The 19,576-nt window shown below is 56.6% G+C and carries 17 protein-coding genes; 7 read left to right on the top strand and 10 right to left on the bottom strand.

The window, feature by feature from the left end:
- Positions 1–30 precede the first annotated feature (30 nt).
- The gene (locus tag KTH07_RS14290) at positions 31–252 is read left to right on the top strand and encodes a zinc ribbon domain-containing protein (protein ID WP_017692930.1); all 222 of its coding nucleotides are present in this window, start codon (positions 31–33) and stop codon (positions 250–252) included.
- Here KTH07_RS14290 and KTH07_RS14285 read toward each other — a convergent pair.
- The 3 genes from KTH07_RS14285 to xseA are packed head-to-tail and all read right to left on the bottom strand — an operon-like array spanning position 249 to position 3,051.
- Complete coding sequence (locus KTH07_RS14285) at positions 249–599, bottom strand: protealysin inhibitor emfourin (RefSeq protein WP_006811517.1); 351 nt, start codon at positions 597–599, stop codon at positions 249–251. The two genes, KTH07_RS14290 and KTH07_RS14285, sit on opposite strands and share 4 nt — an antisense overlap.
- Complete coding sequence (locus tag KTH07_RS14280; protein WP_032619268.1) at positions 600–1,619, bottom strand: M4 family metallopeptidase; 1,020 nt, start codon at positions 1,617–1,619, stop codon at positions 600–602.
- Positions 1,620–1,677: 58 nt separating this feature from the next.
- Complete coding sequence (gene xseA / locus KTH07_RS14275) at positions 1,678–3,051, bottom strand: exodeoxyribonuclease VII large subunit (RefSeq protein WP_023304205.1); 1,374 nt, start codon at positions 3,049–3,051, stop codon at positions 1,678–1,680.
- A gap of 159 nt (positions 3,052–3,210) precedes the next feature.
- On the opposite strand from xseA, the gene guaB reads away from it, so the two are divergent.
- Positions 3,211–4,677, top strand: a complete 1,467-nt coding sequence (guaB, locus tag KTH07_RS14270) for an IMP dehydrogenase (RefSeq protein WP_003860601.1) — start codon at positions 3,211–3,213, stop codon at positions 4,675–4,677.
- A 67-nt stretch (positions 4,678–4,744) separates the two neighbouring features.
- Positions 4,745–6,322 (top strand): glutamine-hydrolyzing GMP synthase, encoded by a 1,578-nt coding sequence (gene guaA, locus KTH07_RS14265; protein WP_006811514.1) that lies wholly within the window; start codon positions 4,745–4,747, stop codon positions 6,320–6,322.
- 101 nt (positions 6,323–6,423) lie between these two features.
- Here guaA and KTH07_RS14260 read toward each other — a convergent pair whose 3' ends face one another.
- Positions 6,424–6,777, bottom strand: coding sequence for a helix-turn-helix domain-containing protein (locus tag KTH07_RS14260; protein ID WP_217310778.1), 354 nt, complete (start codon positions 6,775–6,777; stop codon positions 6,424–6,426).
- Positions 6,778–7,114: 337 nt separating this feature from the next.
- Here KTH07_RS14260 and KTH07_RS14255 point away from each other — a divergent pair, with 337 nt between their 5' ends.
- Positions 7,115–8,290 (top strand): efflux RND transporter periplasmic adaptor subunit, encoded by a 1,176-nt coding sequence (locus tag KTH07_RS14255; RefSeq protein ID WP_023304204.1) that lies wholly within the window; start codon positions 7,115–7,117, stop codon positions 8,288–8,290.
- Positions 8,291–8,313: 23 nt separating this feature from the next.
- The gene (gene oqxB, locus KTH07_RS14250; RefSeq protein WP_032619271.1) at positions 8,314–11,466 is read left to right on the top strand and encodes a multidrug efflux RND transporter permease subunit OqxB; all 3,153 of its coding nucleotides are present in this window, start codon (positions 8,314–8,316) and stop codon (positions 11,464–11,466) included.
- Positions 11,467–11,532: 66 nt separating this feature from the next.
- On the opposite strand, the gene KTH07_RS14245 is transcribed toward oqxB, so the two are convergent.
- The 3 genes from KTH07_RS14245 to KTH07_RS14235 form a co-directional block, all read right to left on the bottom strand.
- A complete protein-coding gene (locus tag KTH07_RS14245; RefSeq protein WP_003860591.1) occupies positions 11,533–12,012 on the bottom strand; it encodes an Rrf2 family transcriptional regulator in 480 nt (159 codons plus the stop codon).
- A gap of 167 nt (positions 12,013–12,179) precedes the next feature.
- Entirely contained in the window at positions 12,180–13,568 is a 1,389-nt protein-coding gene (locus KTH07_RS14240; protein WP_063162033.1) for a HAMP domain-containing sensor histidine kinase, read from the bottom strand.
- Positions 13,568–14,245: a response regulator gene (locus KTH07_RS14235; protein ID WP_017383516.1), complete on the bottom strand. Its 678-nt coding sequence runs from the start codon at positions 14,243–14,245 to the stop codon at positions 13,568–13,570. The genes KTH07_RS14240 and KTH07_RS14235 overlap by 1 nt, the downstream gene beginning before the upstream one ends.
- A 203-nt stretch (positions 14,246–14,448) precedes the next feature.
- Between KTH07_RS14235 and KTH07_RS14230 the strand changes: the two genes are divergently transcribed.
- Positions 14,449–15,285 carry a MipA/OmpV family protein gene (locus tag KTH07_RS14230; protein ID WP_023304201.1) on the top strand — a complete coding sequence of 279 codons (837 nt, stop codon included), beginning with the start codon at positions 14,449–14,451 and terminating at the stop codon, positions 15,283–15,285.
- A gap of 129 nt (positions 15,286–15,414) precedes the next feature.
- On the opposite strand, the gene KTH07_RS14225 is transcribed toward KTH07_RS14230, so the two are convergent.
- From KTH07_RS14225 to KTH07_RS14215, 3 genes are all read right to left on the bottom strand, one after another.
- Positions 15,415–16,161 carry an alpha/beta fold hydrolase gene (locus KTH07_RS14225; protein ID WP_023304200.1) on the bottom strand — a complete coding sequence of 249 codons (747 nt, stop codon included), beginning with the start codon at positions 16,159–16,161 and terminating at the stop codon, positions 15,415–15,417.
- A gap of 10 nt (positions 16,162–16,171) precedes the next feature.
- Entirely contained in the window at positions 16,172–16,639 is a 468-nt protein-coding gene (locus KTH07_RS14220; RefSeq protein WP_032619272.1) for a DUF6130 family protein, read from the bottom strand.
- 156 nt (positions 16,640–16,795) lie between these two features.
- The gene (locus KTH07_RS14215) at positions 16,796–16,966 is read right to left on the bottom strand and encodes a YfgG family protein (protein ID WP_017383512.1); all 171 of its coding nucleotides are present in this window, start codon (positions 16,964–16,966) and stop codon (positions 16,796–16,798) included.
- A gap of 368 nt (positions 16,967–17,334) precedes the next feature.
- Between KTH07_RS14215 and KTH07_RS14210 the strand changes: the two genes are divergently transcribed.
- Positions 17,335–19,575: an EAL domain-containing protein gene (locus KTH07_RS14210; protein WP_032619274.1), complete on the top strand. Its 2,241-nt coding sequence runs from the start codon at positions 17,335–17,337 to the stop codon at positions 19,573–19,575.
- Position 19,576 lies beyond the last annotated feature (1 nt).

The following is a 19,576-nucleotide window of genomic DNA, read 5'->3' as shown; positions in this document are numbered from 1 at the left end:
CGCAGACCTGAACGCTTTGAAGGAGTCACCATGACGATTACCTGCCCGGATTGCCAGACACCGCTGGAGCCCCTGAACGGGGTAGCGCACTGCGAAAATTGTAATAAAGATATCGCGCTCGAAGCCCGCTGCCCGGAGTGTCATCAGCCACTCCAGGTACTAAAAGCCTGCGGTGCGGTGGACTATTTTTGCCAGAACGGCCACGGTCTTATCTCTAAAAAACGCGTGGAGTTTGTTCGGGCTGAAGGTTAATCGCACACGCAGCCTTCACCTTTCTGCCACAGTTCCACCAGCGACTCGGGTGCTTCCTGCTCGGGTACCAGCACGATGATATCGGCGTAGTGCGCCTGATTTTGGCCGGTCCAGATAATCTGGATGCGGAAATAGCGCTGGTCACCGCTGCCGGGGGAAGAGGCTTGCCCGGGCGGCTGGCCGCGCGGGAAAGCCTGCTCAAGAATGCTCACCAGGCGCTGGCGCTGGGCCTCATTAAGCGAGGAGAGCGCAATGGTGCGCTGGCCGCTCAGCTTAGGGATAAAGGCGACGCCGCCTTCCCGGGCCAGCTCAACCACGGCGTCATCCGTCAGTTCCGGAACCTGCATTTACAGTACTCCCACCTGTTCCCAGGCTTGTTTAATGGCCGCCCCAACGTCGCTACCGGAGCGTTTCTCGCCGTGCGCGATCGTCAGTTTTGCAAAGGCATCAAAATCCGCATCCTGCGCCAGGTTGCGATCGCAAACCGTGTCGTACCAGGCATAACCCGCTTTTTCCCAGGCGTAGCCACCGATCGCCGTTGCGGCCAGGTAAAACGCGCGGTTGGGGATGCCGGAGTTAAGATGCACGCCGCCGTTATCCTCGCGCGTTTTGATGAAGTCTTTCATGTGCGCGGGCTGCGGGTCTTTGCCGAGCAGCGGATCGTCGTAGGCGGTACCGGGTTCAGACATGGAACGTAGCCCTTTCCCGTTGATACCCTCCGCCAGCAGACCCTCGCCAATCAGCCAGTCTGCTTTATCGGCGGTTTGCTTAAGATGGTATTGCTTCACCAGCGAGCCAAACACGTCTGACAGCGACTCGTTCAGCGCGCCCGACTGTTCAAAATAGATCAGTCCGGCTTCGGTCTCGGTCACGCCGTGGCTCAGCTCATGCGCCACCACGTCGATGGCAATGGTGAAGCGGTTGAAGATTTCTCCGTCACCGTCGCCAAAGACCATCTGCTGGCCGTTCCAGAAGGCGTTCTGATATTCCCGGCCATAGTGCACGGTGCCGGTGAGGATCAGCCCTTTGTTATCGAGCGAATCGCGCTGATATTCTTTCCAGAAGAAATCATGGGTGATACCCAGATAATCGTACGCTTCATCCACCGCCACATCGCCGTTGGAGGGCTGGCCTTCATAGCGCACTTGGGTACCCGGCAGCTCCTGGGTCTGTTTCGCATCGTAGATGTCACGCTCAAGCTGACCGGCTTTATTCACATGCGGCGCGGCGGGTTTGCCCGGCATATGGGCCATCAGCGTCTGGACGTGGGTTAAGGTCTGACGGGCGCAGCGCTGCTGCGGCTCAGAACCGCTTTCGATAATACGGCGAAGAATATACGGAGGGATGACGCTATGAAAATGGGGCATGCTGCTCTCCTTATTAAAAAAGGCAATAGCAGCAGTATAGTTTGTAACCGGCGAAGATTTATCCGCTTTTACGCTGGCGCGTTTTTTTCACCGGTTTGATCTCTTTCACCTCACTCTCGACCCAGCCGTCAGAAAGCCGGGTGGTGAGCACATCCCCGGCTTTAACCTGTTTCGTTTGTTTCAGCACTTTGCCGTCCGTCGCAGTGGTCACACTATAGCCGCGAGCCAGCGTTGAGAGCGGGCTGACGGCTTCCAGATGGGTGACCGCATTGCCAAAACGCTCGCGCGTGGTGCTCAGGCGTGAGCGGATATTTTCCGCGAGGCGGAACTCAAGCTGCTGGATACGCGTTTGTGCGCGATAAATCTTCGGCTGCGGGTTTTGCTGGTTCAGACGCTGCGTGACGCGCTGCTGGCGAGATACCGCCCGCTTAAGCTGGTTATCCAGCGCGAAGTTCATCCGCTGACGCAGACGTTCCAGCACGGTTTGCTGACGCGCCAGACGCAATTGCGGATGCTGCTGTTGCAGACGATGGTGAAGCTGGGTAAAGCGGCGGGTACGGTTGGCGAGGAAGTAGTCCATCGCCATCTCCAGGCGCTGCTGCCCGTTCTGGATCTGACGCAGCAGCTCCTGCTGGTTACGGCTGACTACCTCTGCCGCCGCGGACGGCGTGGGCGCGCGTAAATCCGCGACAAAATCCGCTATCGTCACATCCGTTTCATGGCCGACGGCGCTTACCACCGGGATAAGGCTGGCAAAGATTGCCCGCGCCACGCGCTCGTCGTTAAAGCTCCAAAGGTCTTCCAGCGAGCCGCCGCCGCGCCCGACGATCAGGACATCACACTCCTGACGGGCATTTGCCAGTTCAATCGCGCGCACGATCTGCCCCGGCGCATCGTCACCCTGAACGGCAGTTGGGTAAATAATGACGGGCAGGGAAGGGTCACGGCGCTTCAGGACGTGCAAAATATCGTGCAGGGCCGCACCGGTTTTCGAGGTAATGACCCCAACGCAGTGAGCGGGTGAGGGCAGGGGCTTTTTAAACTGCTGGTCGAACAATCCCTCAGCCGAAAGCATGGCTTTGAGCTGCTCGTACTTCTGTTGCAGCAAGCCTTCGCCCGCGGGCTGCATGCTCTCGACGATAATCTGATAATCGCCGCGCGGCTCATACAGGGTAATGTTGGCGCGAACCAGAACCTGCTGGCCATGCTGAGGACGGAACGTCACGCGACGGTTGCTGTTGCGGAACATCGCGCAGCGCACCTGAGCGGTGTCGTCTTTCAGCGTAAAGTACCAGTGACCGGAAGCAGGCTGCGTGAAGTTAGAGATTTCACCGCTGATCCAGACCTGTCCCATTTCCTGCTCAAGCAGCAAACGTACCGTCTGATTAAGGCGGCTGACAGTATAAATTGAGGGGGATTGAGAGGATAACATGTGAGCGGGATCAAATTCTAAATCAGCAAGTTATTCAGTCGATAGTAACCTGCTGAGAGGTGAGCGCAAGCATTTTTTCCAAAAAAGTGTGGATGCAATCGGTTACGCTCTGTATAATGCCACGGCAATATTTAACCACCCAGGTCAGAGATATTGCCCATGCTACGTATCGCTAAAGAAGCACTGACGTTTGACGACGTCCTCCTCGTTCCCGCTCACTCCACCGTTCTGCCGAATACTGCCGACCTCAGCACGCAGTTGACGAAAACCATTCGTCTGAACATTCCTATGCTCTCCGCAGCAATGGACACCGTGACTGAAGCGCGTCTGGCTATCGCCCTGGCACAGGAAGGCGGCATTGGCTTTATCCACAAAAACATGTCTATCGAGCGTCAGGCGGAAGAAGTTCGCCGCGTGAAGAAGCATGAATCCGGTATCGTGTCCGATCCTCAGACCGTTCTGCCAACCACCACGCTGCACGAAGTGAAAGCCCTGACCGAGCGTAACGGCTTTGCAGGCTATCCGGTAGTCACTGAAGACAACGAACTGGTGGGTATCATTACCGGTCGTGACGTGCGTTTCGTGACTGACCTGAACCAGCCTGTCAGCGTCTACATGACGCCAAAAGAGCGTCTGGTGACCGTGCGTGAAGGCGAAACCCGCGACGTGGTGCTGGCGAAAATGCACGAAAAACGCGTTGAGAAAGCGCTGGTTGTGGACGCGAACTTCCACCTGCGCGGCATGATCACCGTTAAAGATTTCCAGAAAGCAGAACGTAAACCGAACGCCTGTAAAGACGAGCATGGCCGTCTGCGCGTCGGCGCTGCGGTTGGCGCAGGTGCGGGTAACGAAGAGCGCGTTGACGCGCTGGTTGCTGCGGGCGTTGACGTGCTGCTGATTGACTCCTCCCACGGCCACTCCGAAGGCGTTCTGCAACGTATTCGTGAAACCCGTGCTAAATACCCGGATCTCCAGATCATCGGCGGTAACGTGGCAACCGGCGCAGGCGCTCGCGCGCTGGCGGAAGCGGGTTGCAGCGCGGTGAAAGTGGGTATCGGTCCTGGCTCTATCTGTACCACCCGTATCGTCACCGGCGTAGGCGTGCCGCAGATCACGGCGGTTTCTGACGCGGTTGAAGCGCTGGAAGGTACCGGTATTCCGGTCATCGCGGACGGCGGTATCCGTTTCTCTGGCGACATTGCCAAAGCGATCGCCGCAGGTGCCGCAGCCGTGATGGTGGGCTCCATGCTGGCCGGTACCGAAGAATCCCCGGGTGAAATCGAACTCTACCAGGGGCGTTCTTATAAATCCTACCGCGGTATGGGCTCCCTGGGCGCGATGTCTAAAGGTTCCTCTGACCGTTACTTCCAGACCGATAACGCCGCAGACAAACTGGTGCCGGAAGGTATCGAAGGTCGTGTGGCGTATAAAGGCCGCCTGAAAGAGATCATTCACCAGCAGATGGGCGGCCTGCGCTCCTGTATGGGTCTGACCGGCTGTGGTACCATTGACCTGCTGCGTACCAAAGCGGAATTCGTACGCATCAGCGGTGCGGGTATCCAGGAGAGCCACGTTCACGACGTGACGATCACCAAAGAGTCCCCGAACTACCGTCTGGGCTCCTGATAAATTTCCGCGCCCGGCTCAATGCCGGGCGCTTTGTTTTGTTTCACTTGCCTCGGAATTAGCGTCAATGACGGAAAACATTCATAAACATCGCATTCTCATCCTGGACTTTGGTTCTCAGTACACTCAGCTGGTGGCGCGCCGCGTGCGTGAGCTGGGCGTTTACTGTGAGCTGTGGGCGTGGGATGTCACGGAAGCACAGATTCGCGAGTTCAATCCAAGCGGCATCATCCTGTCCGGCGGCCCGGAAAGCACCACCGAAGAGAACAGCCCGCGTGCGCCGCAGTACGTGTTCGAAGCGGGCGTACCGGTGTTCGGCGTTTGCTACGGCATGCAGACCATGGCGATGCAGCTGGGCGGCCACGTAGAAGGCTCTAACGAGCGTGAGTTCGGCTACGCACAGGTTGAAGTCGTCACCGACAGCGCGCTGGTGCGCGGTATCGAAGACTCCCTGACCGCAGACGGCAAACCGCTGCTGGACGTGTGGATGAGCCACGGCGACAAAGTCACCGCTATCCCGTCCGACTTCGTGACCGTTGCCAGCACCGAAAGCTGCCCGTTCGCGATCATGGCGAACGAAGAAAAACGCTTCTACGGCGTGCAGTTCCACCCGGAAGTGACCCACACCCGTCAGGGTATGCGCATGCTGGAGCGCTTCGTGCGTGACATCTGCCAGTGCGAAGCCCTGTGGACCCCGGCAAAAATCATCGACGATGCCGTGGAGCGTATCCGCCAGCAGGTTGGCGATGACAAAGTGATCCTCGGCCTCTCCGGCGGCGTGGACTCCTCCGTGACCGCGATGCTGCTGCACCGCGCCATCGGTAAAAACCTGACCTGCGTCTTCGTGGACAACGGTCTGCTGCGTCTGAACGAAGCCCAGCAGGTTATGGACATGTTTGGCGACCACTTCGGTCTGAACATCGTTCACGTGGAAGGCGAGCAGCGCTTCCTGGACGCGCTGAAAGGCGAGAACGATCCGGAAGCGAAACGTAAAATCATCGGTCGCGTGTTCGTGGAAGTGTTCGACGAAGAAGCGCTGAAGCTGGAAGACGTGAAGTGGCTGGCGCAGGGTACCATCTACCCGGACGTGATCGAGTCTGCGGCCTCCGCAACCGGTAAAGCGCACGTCATCAAATCTCACCACAACGTGGGCGGCCTGCCGAAAGAGATGAAGATGGGCCTGGTTGAACCGCTGCGCGAGCTGTTCAAAGACGAAGTGCGTAAGATCGGTCTGGAACTGGGTCTGCCGTACGACATGCTCTACCGTCACCCGTTCCCGGGTCCGGGTCTGGGCGTGCGCGTGCTGGGCGAAGTGAAGAAAGAGTACTGCGACCTGCTGCGTCGCGCGGACGCTATCTTCATCGAAGAACTGCACAAAGCTGACCTGTACAACAAAGTGAGCCAGGCGTTCACCGTATTCCTGCCGGTTCGCTCCGTCGGCGTAATGGGCGATGGCCGCAAGTACGACTGGGTTGTCTCCCTGCGTGCGGTGGAAACCATCGACTTCATGACCGCGCACTGGGCGCACCTGCCGTATGACTTCTTAGGCCGCGTGTCTAACCGCATCATCAACGAAGTGAACGGTATTTCCCGCGTGGTGTATGACATCAGCGGTAAGCCACCGGCGACGATCGAGTGGGAGTAAGCCCATAACCTTTCCTGCGAAGTTATAAGCAGGTAAGACTGATAAAACCCTCTGTTTACAGAGGGTTTTCCTTTTTGGCCGATATCCGGCCCGGCGGTGAACTACTGGCTCATCTGCCGCGATTCACGGCAGCCGATACTGCGTCGCCATGCGCCGGGTGCCTGACCATACTGACGCTTAAAGCTGCGGTTGAAGGACTGCTGAGAGTCAAAGCCCAGCGCGATCGCCACGTTCAGAATCGGTTCATCGCTGTGGGCCAGGCGCTCAACCGATTTTTGCAGCTTTTGCGCGCGAATATATTCGGCGAGAGGGGAGCCGGTATGCTCTTTGAAAAGCCGCTGGAGGTGCCATTTCGAATAGCCGGCTCGCCTGGAGACGGTTTCAATGTCCAGACGGCTATCGGGGTTATTGTCGATCCAGTCGAGTAAATCGTGAATGAATGCACCCGTGTTCATTTTGCTTCCCCCTACGCCGCGCATTAAAAAGCATCTTTGTTTGTTGCACTTAAAGGTGACCCGTTTTTACATTAATTGCAAGTTTTATTGTTGCATTTAAATCCCCTCTCAAAACGCGTGATTTATCTTCGCCGCAAATAGCACATAAAGTGCAACAATTATTCTTGCACTTAATTAAGCGCCTTCCTACAATCGCCGCGATAGTGTATTCGCAACTGTTACAGTTTTGTGGCGATGAACGACACAAATGGCCTTCAGCCAGCTACCGGACAAAGGAAGTGGCGCGGCGCCTCCCGCTGCGTCTTGCCCGGCGGCTACAATAACCGGAATAAAAATAATGAGCCTGCAAAAAACCTGGGTTAACTTTCATCTGAGCGCGATGGGGGTGGTTTTACTCTCCGCGCTTCTCGTCGGGTGCGATGACAGCGTCGCGCAAAATGCCGCGCCGCAAGCGCCCGTTGTCAGCGCTGCTGACGTGGTGGTGAAATCCATTAGCCAGTGGGACAGCTTTAACGGTCGCATTGAAGCGGTGGAAAGCGTTCAGCTGCGTCCGCGCGTCTCCGGCTACATTGAGAAAGTGAATTACACCGACGGCCAGGAGGTGAAAAAGGGCGAGGTGCTGTTCACGATTGATGACCGAACCTATCGCGCCGCGCTGGAACAGGCGCAGGCGAACCTGGCGAGAGCCAAAACGCAGGCCAGTCTGGCGCGAAGCGAGGCTAACCGTACCGATAAATTAGTCAATACCAACGTGGTGTCCCGCGAAGAGTGGGAGCAGCGCCGTTCCGCCGCTACCCAGGCGCAGGCCGATATTCGCGCCGCGCAGGCGGCGGTAGACGCTGCGCAACTTAACCTCGACTTCACCAAAGTGACCGCGCCTATCGACGGTCGCGCCAGCCGGGCGCTGATCACCAGCGGTAACCTGGTGACGGCGGGCGACAGCGCCAGCGTGCTCACCACCCTGGTCTCGCAGAAAACGGTTTATGTCTACTTCGACGTGGACGAGTCAACCTACCTTCACTATCAGAACCTGGCCCGCAGCGGGCAGCGGGTGTCCGGCGATCATGCGGCGCTGCCGGTGGAGATTGGCCTGACGGGCGAGGAGGGCTATCCCCATCAGGGCAAAGTGGATTTCCTGGATAACCAGCTCACACCGGGTACCGGAACGATCCGCATGCGCGCGCTGCTGGATAACTCACAGCGTCAGTTCACGCCAGGACTCTTTGCCCGCGTGCGTCTGCCGGGCAGTGCGGAATTTAAAGCCACGCTTGTTGACGATAAGGCGGTGCTGACCGATCAGGATCGTAAATATGTCTATATCGTGGATAAAGACGGGAAAGCGCAGCGCCGCGACATTACGCCCGGGCGTCTGGCCGACGGTTTACGTATCGTACAGCAGGGGCTGAATCCCGGGGATAAAGTCATCGTCGATGGTTTACAAAAAGTGTTTATGCCGGGTATGCCGGTTAACGCGAAAACCGTTGCCATGACCGCCAGCGCCGCCCTCAACTGATCCCTTACCTGAGAATCCAATCCATGGACTTTTCCCGTTTTTTCATCGACAGGCCGATTTTTGCCGCCGTACTGTCGATTCTGATTTTTATCACAGGATTAATCGCCATCCCGCTGCTGCCGGTGAGCGAATACCCTGACGTCGTGCCGCCAAGCGTGCAGGTGCGCGCCGAGTACCCGGGCGCCAACCCGAAAGTGATTGCCGAGACCGTGGCAACGCCGCTGGAAGAGGCGATCAACGGCGTTGAGAACATGATGTACATGAAATCCGTCGCGGGCTCCGACGGCGTGCTGGTGACTACCGTCACCTTCCGTCCGGGCACCGACCCGGATCAGGCGCAGGTTCAGGTGCAAAACCGCGTCGCGCAGGCCGAAGCGCGTCTGCCGGAAGACGTGCGGCGTCTGGGCATCACGACTCAGAAACAGTCGCCAACGCTGACGCTGGTGGTGCATCTGTTTTCGCCTGGCGGTAAGTACGATTCACTGTATATGCGTAACTACGCCACGCTGAAGGTGAAGGACGAGCTGGCGCGTCTGCCCGGCGTGGGGCAGATTCAGATTTTCGGCTCGGGTGAATACGCGATGCGCGTCTGGCTGGACCCGAACAAGGTCGCGGCCCGCGGGCTGACCGCTTCGGACGTGGTCACGGCGATGCAGGAGCAGAACGTGCAGGTGTCCGCCGGGCAGCTTGGCGCCGAGCCGCTGCCGAAAGAGAGCGATTTCCTGATCTCCATTAACGCCCAGGGCCGCCTGCATACCGAAGACGAGTTCGGCAACATTGTCCTGAAAACCACGCAGGATGGTACGGTCGTCCGACTGCGCGACGTGGCGCGTGTCGAGATGGGGTCCGGCAGCTACGCGCTGCGCTCCCAGTTGAACAATAAAGACGCGGTCGGGATTGGTATCTTCCAGTCGCCGGGGGCAAACGCCATCGATCTGTCTAACGCGGTACGCGCCAAAATGGACGAACTGTCCACACGATTCCCGGACGATATGAAATGGGCGGCGCCTTACGACCCGACGGTGTTTGTACGCGACTCGATCCGCGCTGTGGTGCAAACGCTGCTGGAAGCGGTGGTGCTGGTCGTGCTGGTGGTGATCCTGTTCCTGCAAACCTGGCGCGCGTCGATAATCCCGCTGATTGCGGTGCCGGTATCGGTAGTGGGCACGTTCAGTATTCTCTACCTGCTGGGCTTTTCGCTGAATACCCTGAGCCTGTTCGGGCTGGTGCTGGCGATTGGTATCGTGGTGGACGATGCCATCGTGGTGGTGGAAAACGTCGAACGAAATATCGAAGAGGGGCTCGCCCCACTTGCGGCAGCGCATCAGGCGATGCGTGAAGTGTCCGGACCGATTATTGCCATTGCGCTGGTGCTGTGTGCGGTATTCGTTCCGATGGCGTTCCTCTCCGGCGTGACCGGTCAGTTCTACAAGCAGTTTGCGGTAACGATAGCCATTTCCACGGTGATTTCCGCGATCAACTCGCTGACGCTCTCGCCAGCGCTGGCCGCGCTGCTGTTGAAGCCGCATGGCGCCCCGAAAGATTTCCCGACCCGGCTTATCGATCGTCTGTTCGGCTGGATTTTCCGTCCGTTTAACCGCTTTTTCCACCGCAGCTCGACTGGCTATCAGGGGCTGGTGGGCAAAACGCTCGGCCGACGCGGGGCAGTGTTCGTGGTTTATTTGCTGCTGCTTTGCACTGCGGGCGTGATGTTTAAAGCCGTTCCCGGCGGGTTTATTCCGACGCAGGATAAGCTGTACCTGATCGGCGGCGTGAAAATGCCGGAAGGCTCGTCGCTGGCGCGCACCGATGCGGTGATCCGCAAAATGAGCGAAATCGGGATGAATACCGAAGGCGTGGATTATGCGGTCGCGTTTCCTGGCCTGAATGCGCTCCAGTTCACCAATACGCCGAACACCGGGACGGTCTTCTTTGGCCTGAAGCCTTTCGACCAGCGTAAACATACTGCGGCGGAAATAAACGCGGAGATCAACGCGAAAATCGCGCAAATCCAGCAGGGCTTTGGCTTCTCGATTCTGCCGCCGCCGATTTTAGGTCTGGGCCAGGGATCGGGCTATTCGCTGTATATTCAGGATCGTGCTGGTCTGGGCTATGGCGCGCTGCAAAACGCAGTGAACACCATGTCCGGGGCGATTATGCAGACGCCGGGGATGCATTTCCCTATCTCAACCTACCAGGCAAACGTTCCGCAGCTGGATGTACAGGTTGACCGTGATAAGGCGAAAGCGCAGGGCGTGTCGCTCACCGATCTCTTCGGGACGCTGCAAACCTATCTGGGCTCGTCTTATGTGAATGACTTCAACCAGTTCGGTCGCACCTGGCGCGTAATGGCACAGGCCGACGGGCAGTTCCGCGACAGCGTGGAAGATATCGCGAATTTACGCACCCGTAATAGCCAGGGTGAAATGGTGCCGATTGGCAGTATGGTGAAAATCACGACCACCTACGGTCCGGACCCGGTGATCCGCTACAACGGCTACCCGGCGGCGGATCTGATTGGCGATGCCGACCCGCGCGTGCTCTCTTCCGCGCAGGCGATGACGCAGCTGGACGGTATGTCTAAGCAGATCCTGCCGAACGGGATGAATATTGAATGGACGGACCTGAGCTTCCAGCAGGCCACCCAGGGCAACACGGCGCTGATCGTCTTCCCGGTCGCGGTGCTGCTGGCGTTCCTGGTGCTGGCGGCGCTGTATGAAAGCTGGACGCTGCCCCTGGCGGTGATCCTCATCGTGCCGATGACGATGCTCTCCGCGCTGTTCGGCGTCTGGCTGACCGGGGGCGATAACAACGTCTTCGTGCAGGTAGGGCTGGTGGTTCTGATGGGGCTGGCCTGTAAAAACGCGATTCTTATCGTGGAGTTTGCCCGCGAGCTGGAAATTCAGGGCAAAGGCATTATGGAGGCCGCGCTGGAAGCGTGCCGCCTGCGTTTACGCCCGATTGTAATGACCTCTATCGCCTTTATTGCCGGGACCATTCCACTGATCCTTGGTCACGGGGCAGGGGCAGAAGTGCGCGGCGTCACCGGGATCACAGTGTTCGCCGGGATGCTGGGTGTGACGCTGTTTGGTCTGTTCCTGACGCCGGTCTTTTACGTGACGCTGCGTAAGTTCGTGACGCGCGGTAAAGCGGAAAGAGAGGTGTTGCCTGCGTAGGACGTAGCAGATAGCAAAAAGCCGCCTTCACAATGAAGGCGGCTTTTTTTTCGCAGTCTGTCAGGATTAGGGCGCTTTTTTATGCTGTGTGCAGAGTTCCGGCACCGGATCGCACCCGCTGGTATCGGCTTTTTTCACCTCTTCCAGCGCGCTGGCGACGGTATGGCGCGCTAAAACCGCTAACGAAGCCTGCTCCGCTTCATCAGCGATTGATTTGAAGTACCAGCAGGCGTTGGCGCTGACCACGCAGCGGGCCGGGACGTCAGGACGGGACGCCCACAGCTTTTTATCTTCAGTGACGGAAAGGTAGATATCACGCAGGGTAATCTCTTCCGCCGGGCGGCCAAGGTGAATAGAGCCGTTGCGGCCAAGCGTGGAGACGATAATGCCGTCGCGGGCGAGAGGAACCATTAATTTGCGGATAAAGCTCGGATTCGCTTCCAGGCCGTAAGCCAGGATTGCACTCGTCGAACGTTCACCCGATTGCTCCGCCATCGCTACGCTGAGAACCATCTGCAAAGCTGTCGGGAAGCGATAATCTAACATTTTTCTGTCCTGGGTTGCGGTGAATCTTGTTCTTTTTGGCACCGCAGAGGTGAATAATCAGTAAGTAACAATATAACAAATACGGTAATTTTATTGAAGCAATCTGCGGCATACGTGAAGTAACGCTGCGCTGACACATGTCAGGACGTGTAGCGCCGCGTTTACGTTCATGCGAACGCCGGATTCGGGAAATCAACGGTCACCATAAGACCGCCTTCGGCTGACGTACTCAGATTGACCCTGCCGTTGTGTTGTTGCGTAACGGCTTTGACGATGGCAAGCCCCAGTCCGCTCCCGCTTTGGGTCTGATTAGGATCGCGGAAGAACCTGTCGAACACACGCTCCCGCAATTCAACCGGAATGCCGGGACCCGCGTCTGAGACGCGCAGCTGAGCGGACTTATCACGCGATTGCAGTTGTACCTCAATGCGTCCACCCTCAGGGCTGTACTTCACGGCATTCTCAATTAAATTGTCGATCAGCGATACCAGACGTTCCCGAATGCCTGTGATATGGATTTCATCATCGGCGATGAATTCAAACTCAATTCTGCGCCCGGACGCCAGCGGTTCCAGGGCAGCCATTCGCTCCTGAATAAGCGTCGTCAGCGGCACAGGCGACATCACCGTGCTGATGTGCGCTTCGCTGTGCATCATCAGCAGAAGCTGATTGACGAGACGCGCAGCACGGCTATTGCTGCGAACAATGCCCGCAAGCAGCTCCTGCTGGCTTTCGCTGATGACCCAGGACTGCAACGCCTCGACGTTGATCCGCATCGCGGCCAGAGGCGTACGCAGTTCGTGTGCGGCATCGGCAATAAACATTCTTTCCCTTTCGGCGCTTTCCCGCACCCTGGCCAGAAAGTCATTAATCGCGTCGACTGTCTGGCGAAGCTCCCTGTGTCTGGGGACGGCTTTTAAAGGCGAGAGATCGTCCGGCGTGCGCAATGAAATTTCATTCACCACCTTGTTCCAGGGGCGCATCGCGATGCGGATGGACAGCCACGCGGGGAACAGAAGAAAAGGGATGCATATCATCAGCGGCATGACGTAGTAGCCGCGCGAGTTCAGATAGATAAAGAAATTCCAGCTACCGGCAGGGGTAAAAAGGGTGACTTCCACGTCGGAGTGCGCGGATTTGAGGGTACGGCTCGTCCATGTATGGTCCTCACTCTGGACATGCTGCATGACCCCCAGACGGCTATTTTTTACCCCCGTTGGCGCACCATCCGAAGAAAAAATAATCTCGTTATTCTTGCGAACAATGAGGTTGATGGACAGCTCCGGATCTTCGCCGCCGCCATAGCCCTCCCGCAGCGCCTTGCTGAACGCTGCCAGCACAGCATCACGCGCCTGCGGACGATCGTCCATGCTCTCTACCAGGGAAAACAGGGTTTCATAAGTCTCACTGCCCGTCAGTATGGGAGGGCTACGCAGGTCTTCCAGCATAATGAAGGTTAAAAAGAGACACCAGAGCAACGTAAGCAGCAGCATCTGGGCGACCAGCATTCGCCTGACCAGCGTGGGAAGCCGGAGGTGGTGCCAAAAATTACGCATCAACCTGCTGCCTTCTGAACGGGTACGGTATCGATGACATACCCAACGCCTCTTACCGTTCGCACAAAGCCATCGCCAATTTTTCGCCGCAGGTTACCCATATGCACGTCAAGCGCGTTGCTGAGGTTTTCTTTCGTGCCAAATATCCTTTCTTCCAGATACCGTCGCGTAAGCACGCGATCGGCGCGCAGCATTAACGTTTCAAGCAGCGCATATTCGCTTGCCGTCAGCTCAACGTGGCGTGCGCTCACCGTTACGCGACGCGTCGGAATATGAAGCGACAAACCGCGAATTTCTATTGCCTCATTTTCAAAACCGTAACTGCGCCGCGCAAGGGCTCTCACGCGCGCCAGCAGTTCGGCGAGAACAAAAGGTTTGACCAGATAATCGTCTGCACCTGCATCCAGCCCGCACAGGCGGTCCTGTAGCGTGCCTCGCGCCGTCAGGATGATGACAGGGACGCCCTTAAGCTGTTGACGCAGGCGCGTCATCAGGCTCATGCCATCGCCATCGGGCAGCCCCAGGTCGAGCAAAATAAGTTCCGGCACGCAGATCCCAAGCTGATGCAGCGCATCCTCTTTGCGGCGTACCCATATGACATCAAATCCTTGATCTGCAAGGGCGATACGCACGCCATTGCCGAGATCCAGGTCGTCTTCAATTAGTAGAATTTTCACATTGGTAACTGTATCAACAGTGCATGAAGAACAACTGAAGAAAAAACGGTAACAGGAATTCTTCAGGGTTTACAGAACCTTCACGTGCTTCAGCATTTCTTCATTTACGGCTCATAAGAACCTTAGGGTGAGTATTCAGAATGAGCGCTCTGGCGTTTAACACCGCTTGTATCGCAATCATCTGAATCCAAAGGGCTTCTTTAATGAGAAACATCACACTGCGTAATAGTTTCCCCCGTTCACGCATCCGTCGCAGCATGAAAAGCATCTTGCCGGGGGCCGTCCTGGCGTTACTGGCTACCCCGACCCTGGCGGCAGATCAGCCTCAGGGCAACGTGTTAACCCTGGGAGGCGGCGTGGATGTTGCGCCACGCTATTCCGGTTCGGACAAGAGCCGGGTCTCTGCGGCTCAGGTGGTTGATTACGCGATGGCCAATGGTTTTTTTGTCAGCACCACGCGGGGGATCGGCTACGGCAACAGCTTTGGTAACCTGGACTACAACGCAGCGCTGAGCTATCGCGCTGGACGTAAGGATCGCGACGTAAGCAGCGATTCGATCGCCTCCGGCAGCGACGACCTGCGAGGAATGGGTGACATTAAAGGCTCAGCTATCGTTGTGCCAGGGCTGGGATACAGGGTGACTGACTGGCTGACCGTGCAGTTGCAGGCAGAGGTCCCGGTTTCTGAGAGAGACAATGGTGAAGCTGTGCATTTCGGCATTGCCAGCCCGCTCTATACATCTCCGAAAAATGCGTTAACGCTGGCGCTGACCGGTAGCTGGGGATCCAGTAAGTATGTGCAAACCTACTACGGGGTGAATGCCGCCCAGTCGGCCGCATCGGGTTTTGCCCGACACGATGCCGGATCGGGAATATATGCGTATTCGCTGAACCTGGACTGGACCCATAAGCTTACCTCCCGCTGGAGCCTGCTTGCCGCAGCTGGCGTTACGCAGCTGACGGGAGAGGCTGGCGATAGCCCCATTGTTCAGCGAAAAACGTCTCCTGTGGGAAGTTTGAAGGTGACGTACAGCTTCTGATGGTTCAGCGAGGGGGAAGGTGCGTTTGTGACAAAACCGCACATAACCCCGTTGCAGGAGCCGGAAGTGCATAAAGCCCGCAGGATGGCGTGGCCCGAAGTCGGACCGTTCATCATGCGGGCTTTTTTATCACTGTTGACCCGATAACGCCTGTTCAATCGTACGGGTAATGACGTCCGGCTGGCTGACCATCGATACATGGCTTGCCGCTACCTCCGTGGTGTTGGCGTTGATTTTCTTCGCCATTGCGCGCTCTAGCTCAGGATTGATCATCCGGTCATTTTTGCTGACCACATACCAGCTCGGTTTGTCATGCCAGGCGGCATGCGCGATTTTCTCCCCAAACGCATCGGCCTTAATGGGGCTCTGCGTCGCGGCAATCACGCTGCGCTCAACGTCCTTCACGTCAGGGGCGAAATTCTCGCTGACCGCTTTTATCGGCAGATATAAATACCCCTCTGTGGTTTTAGCGAGGCTGGCGCTCCCTGGCGGAGCAGGGAAGCTATTTGCCAGAGCTGCCGTCGACTGGCCGGAATCCGGCGCAAAAGCGGCAACGTAAACCAGTGACTTCACGCGGGCATTGTTTCCCGCCTCGCTGATTACCGTCCCGCCCCAGGAGTGACCGACCAGCACCACATCCCCATGAGCCCGGGCGATAGCACGCTGCGTGGTGGCGACATCATCTTTCAGAGACGTGAGCGGAAGTTGTACCGCAATGACCTCGGTATGGTGTTTTTGCAGCCGGGTAATCACCTTATTCCAGCTGCTGCCGTCGGCAAACGCCCCGTGCACCAGCACTACGCTGGCTTTCGTCTCTGCCAGCGCGCTGGTGGAAACCGCCAGCACCATCGCTGTTAATACAGACAATGCTTTCATAACAGGCTCCTTAAAAGTGATGAACCGCGGCGTGTGGCGGCACGGTGAATTCAACGGTTTTATGGTCGATGGGTTTATGCGTCGGGTCGGCAACGACGATCGTCACCTTGTGCTTTCCTGCGGGCAGCCCGACCAGGATCACCGGCTCGCCGCTGGTATCAGCCCAGTGCCAGGGCGCGTCATCCACCACAACGTAAATATGGCCGATACGCGGAGTGACTTTCAGCGCGTCGGGTCCAAATACAGGTTCAATGCGCAGGTTTTCGACACGGTACTGAATAAAGACCGCACCTTTACTTAGCGGTCCCGCCAGCGGCGGATCGACAATCAGTTTTGCTGGCGGCTGGGGGTGTTCAGGCGGGGCGACGGCGGCTGGACCGTTGACATCAGCGGCGCTCAGGCCATGCAACGGTGCGGCCATTGCGCCAGCAAAGGACGTCAGCGCAAATACAGGAAGCAGGAAATATCGACGAATCATCTGTGTCTCTCCTCATCAGTTTATTATGGCGAGGGATACAGAAGACCATTTTTATGTATCGGGGATGTTTGCTTTTGCGGGCGTTTTGTACCGGTTTGTCAGCGTAGCGCTCGGGATACAGTGCGATACAGTTTGTCTTCCGGGAGCGAACACGCTTTAGCGCTCGGGCGAATCCACCACAAGACCTGATTGCTGCGACTGAATTTTGTCCTGATGGTGATACCAGGCGCCAATGGAGGAATAAACAAAGCGGCCAAAGAAAAACAGGAAACTGATAAGCAGTATGATGCGGGTCATCCGGGTGTTAAATCGATGTCGTTTTCGCATACGCGTAGCCTGACTCACTTTCTTTTCCTGAGTATACCCTTTTGGGCGATACGGCTATTAAGGCACAGCCGCAAGTCAGGGTCAATTCGGCGAAATGTAAAATAGCGTCAATGCTTACATTAATTTATGTTATTAAAAACAACGCTTTTATTTATCGCATTGATAATTACAGGAAAAATATTCAAAAAAAACGTAAGAAAGGTTTATTCAGATAAATTAATTTGATTTAGGTCAACCGCATCCCGTCGTTGATATTTAAAATCCCTCCTCCACTGTGCTTGCCAGGAATTTTCCAGGCAACGTGTACGTCAGGTTGGATGCCTGTCTTCATTTACCCTCTGGAGCGCAAGGGTTGTAAACGAGCATCTATGAATATTCACCACATCCTGAAGCAAAATAAAGACCGCTGGTGGGCACTTCCTCTTATTTTACCCGTCGTGTTACTCCCGGTGCTTAGTGTGGCTAATACCTTAACGCAGTTGGGCGACGGTATCGTTGCGCTCTATTATCTCCCGCTCTCCTTTTTGCTGACGCTGATGTTATTCTTTGGCCTGGAAGCCCTCCCCGGGGTGGTGGTGTCGCTGTTTTTACGTTATTACCCCTCCGTTGGGTTATTTGAAGCCATGGCCGGCATTCTGCATTTTATCGTTCCTCTGGTGCTCAGCTGGGGCGGTTATCGCGTGTTTGCGCCCCGGCGCAATATGACCGCTTACGGTGACATACGCCTGATGGGGCAGCGTATTTTCTGGCAGGTGTTTTGCCCGGCAACGCTATTTCTGCTGCTGTTTCAGTTTGCGGTCTATCTCGGCGTCTATGAGAGCCGCCAGAGCCTCGCAGGACTGAATCCCCTCAATATTCGGACCCTTATTAACTATCAGGGGCTGCTGGTGAGCGGGCTGACGGGCGTGCCGCTAAGCTACCTGCTGATCCGCCTGATACGTCATCCGCGCTATATCAAGGGACTGATGTCCCAGCTCCGCGCGCAAATAGACAAAAAGGTGACGGCCTTTGAGTTTGTGGTGTGGTTTATAGCCCTGGGCGGGTTGCTGGTCATGCTGCTGCTGCCCATGAATGCAAACAGTTCCATTTTCAGTACCAACTACACCTTGTCCCTGCTGATGCCCGTGATGCTCTGGGGGGCGATGCGCTTTGGCTACAAGCTGATGTCACTCATCTGGACGCCGGTCCTGCTGGTGTCGATTCACTTTTTTTATCACTACATTCCGGTGCAAGAGGGTTATGGCATTCAGCTGGCGATCACCTCATCCAGCTATCTGGTCTTTTCCTTCGTTGTGACGTACATGTCGATGCTGGCGACACGCCAGCGGGCCATCAATATTCGCTCCCGCAGTCAGGCTTTTCTCGATCCGGTGGTGCATATGCCCAACCTGCGGGCGCTGTCGCGCGAGCTGGCCAGTCATCCGTGGTCAGCGCTCTGTTTACTGCGCGTGCCCGAGCTGGAGGTGCTGGGACGCAATTACGGCGTGATGCTGCGGATCCAGTATAAACAGCAGCTGGCGCAATGGATAAACGGTACCCTTCAGCCCAATGAGCGAGTCTATCACCTCACGGGGTATGACATGGCGGTGCGTCTGGAGGCGGAGTCGCATCAACAGCGCATTGAAACGCTGGACGAGCATATCAAGCAGTTTGTTTTTATCTGGGATGGTATGCCGGTACAGCCTCAGGTCGGCGTGAGCTATTGCTATGTACGCTCACCCGTCAATCATCTCTATCTGGTGCTGGGGGAACTGGGCATCGTGGCCGATCTCTCCCTTTCTACCAACCACCCGGAAAATCTTCAGCAGCGCGGGGCTGTTCATTTGCAGCGTAGCCTGAAAGATAAGGTCGCGATGATGAGTCGTTTGCAGGCCGCGCTGGAGCAGGACGCTTTTACCCTGCTGGTTCAGCCCGTTCGCGGGCTGCGCGGTGATTGTTATCACGAGGTGCTGCTGCGAATGCGTGATGATAACGGGGCGCTGATCTTTCCCGAGCAGTTCCTGCCCATTGCACAGGAGTTTGGGTTATCGTCGCGTGTTGATTTATGGGTACTGGAGCGTACGTTGAGTTTTCTGGCACAGCACCGCCAGCGTTTGCCGGGCCAGCGCTTTGCGATCAACCTCGCACCTTCTACCGCCTACAGGGCGCAGTTCCCGCTTGAAGTGAGCCGCCTGTTAGCCAAATACGCCGTTGAAGCATGGCAACTGATCTTTGAAGTGACCGAAAGCAGCGCCTTTGGTCATGCGGATCTGGCGGCGTCGACCCTCAGGAAATTACAAAAAATGGGCATCCGGATCGCCATTGATGATTTTGGCACGGGCTACGCCAGCTATGCGCGGTTAAAAAGCGTGGACGCAGACATTCTCAAAATCGATGGCGGTTTTATTCGCAATATTGTCAGCAACAGCCTGGATTACCAGATTGTGGCTTCCATTTGCCATCTGGCCCGGATGAAGAAAATGCTGGTGGTGGCGGAATATGTGGAAACGGAAGAGATACGTAGCGCGGTGCACGCGCTAGGTATCGATTATGTGCAGGGCTATTTGATTGGGTTGCCGGCTGAGCTTGATACGTTGCTCAACACGCAGCCTTCTCAGGAGAGCGCCTGAG

Origin of the sequence: Enterobacter cloacae complex sp. ECL72 (genome assembly GCF_019056635.1) — a bacterium.
Lineage (GTDB): Bacteria > Pseudomonadota > Gammaproteobacteria > Enterobacterales > Enterobacteriaceae > Enterobacter > Enterobacter hormaechei_C.
Note: the sequence above shows the minus strand (reverse complement) of the source record. Positions and strands in the feature narration are given on the sequence as shown.

What these genes read in the sequence shown, in the direction of transcription:
- KTH07_RS14290 (WP_017692930.1), top strand. Translation starts at nt 31, where the DNA reads ATGACGATTACCTGCCCGGATTGCCAGACACCGCTGGAGCCCCTGAAC.
- KTH07_RS14285 (WP_006811517.1), bottom strand. Translation starts at nt 599, where the DNA reads ATGCAGGTTCCGGAACTGACGGATGACGCCGTGGTTGAGCTGGCCCGG.
- KTH07_RS14280 (WP_032619268.1), bottom strand. Translation starts at nt 1,619, where the DNA reads ATGCCCCATTTTCATAGCGTCATCCCTCCGTATATTCTTCGCCGTATT.
- xseA (WP_023304205.1), bottom strand. Translation starts at nt 3,051, where the DNA reads ATGTTATCCTCTCAATCCCCCTCAATTTATACTGTCAGCCGCCTTAAT.
- guaB (WP_003860601.1), top strand. Translation starts at nt 3,211, where the DNA reads ATGCTACGTATCGCTAAAGAAGCACTGACGTTTGACGACGTCCTCCTC.
- guaA (WP_006811514.1), top strand. Translation starts at nt 4,745, where the DNA reads ATGACGGAAAACATTCATAAACATCGCATTCTCATCCTGGACTTTGGT.
- KTH07_RS14260 (WP_217310778.1), bottom strand. Translation starts at nt 6,777, where the DNA reads ATGAACACGGGTGCATTCATTCACGATTTACTCGACTGGATCGACAAT.
- KTH07_RS14255 (WP_023304204.1), top strand. Translation starts at nt 7,115, where the DNA reads ATGAGCCTGCAAAAAACCTGGGTTAACTTTCATCTGAGCGCGATGGGG.
- oqxB (WP_032619271.1), top strand. Translation starts at nt 8,314, where the DNA reads ATGGACTTTTCCCGTTTTTTCATCGACAGGCCGATTTTTGCCGCCGTA.
- KTH07_RS14245 (WP_003860591.1), bottom strand. Translation starts at nt 12,012, where the DNA reads ATGTTAGATTATCGCTTCCCGACAGCTTTGCAGATGGTTCTCAGCGTA.
- KTH07_RS14240 (WP_063162033.1), bottom strand. Translation starts at nt 13,568, where the DNA reads ATGCGTAATTTTTGGCACCACCTCCGGCTTCCCACGCTGGTCAGGCGA.
- KTH07_RS14230 (WP_023304201.1), top strand. Translation starts at nt 14,449, where the DNA reads ATGAGAAACATCACACTGCGTAATAGTTTCCCCCGTTCACGCATCCGT.
- KTH07_RS14225 (WP_023304200.1), bottom strand. Translation starts at nt 16,161, where the DNA reads ATGAAAGCATTGTCTGTATTAACAGCGATGGTGCTGGCGGTTTCCACC.
- KTH07_RS14220 (WP_032619272.1), bottom strand. Translation starts at nt 16,639, where the DNA reads ATGATTCGTCGATATTTCCTGCTTCCTGTATTTGCGCTGACGTCCTTT.
- KTH07_RS14215 (WP_017383512.1), bottom strand. Translation starts at nt 16,966, where the DNA reads ATGCGAAAACGACATCGATTTAACACCCGGATGACCCGCATCATACTG.
- KTH07_RS14210 (WP_032619274.1), top strand. Translation starts at nt 17,335, where the DNA reads ATGAATATTCACCACATCCTGAAGCAAAATAAAGACCGCTGGTGGGCA.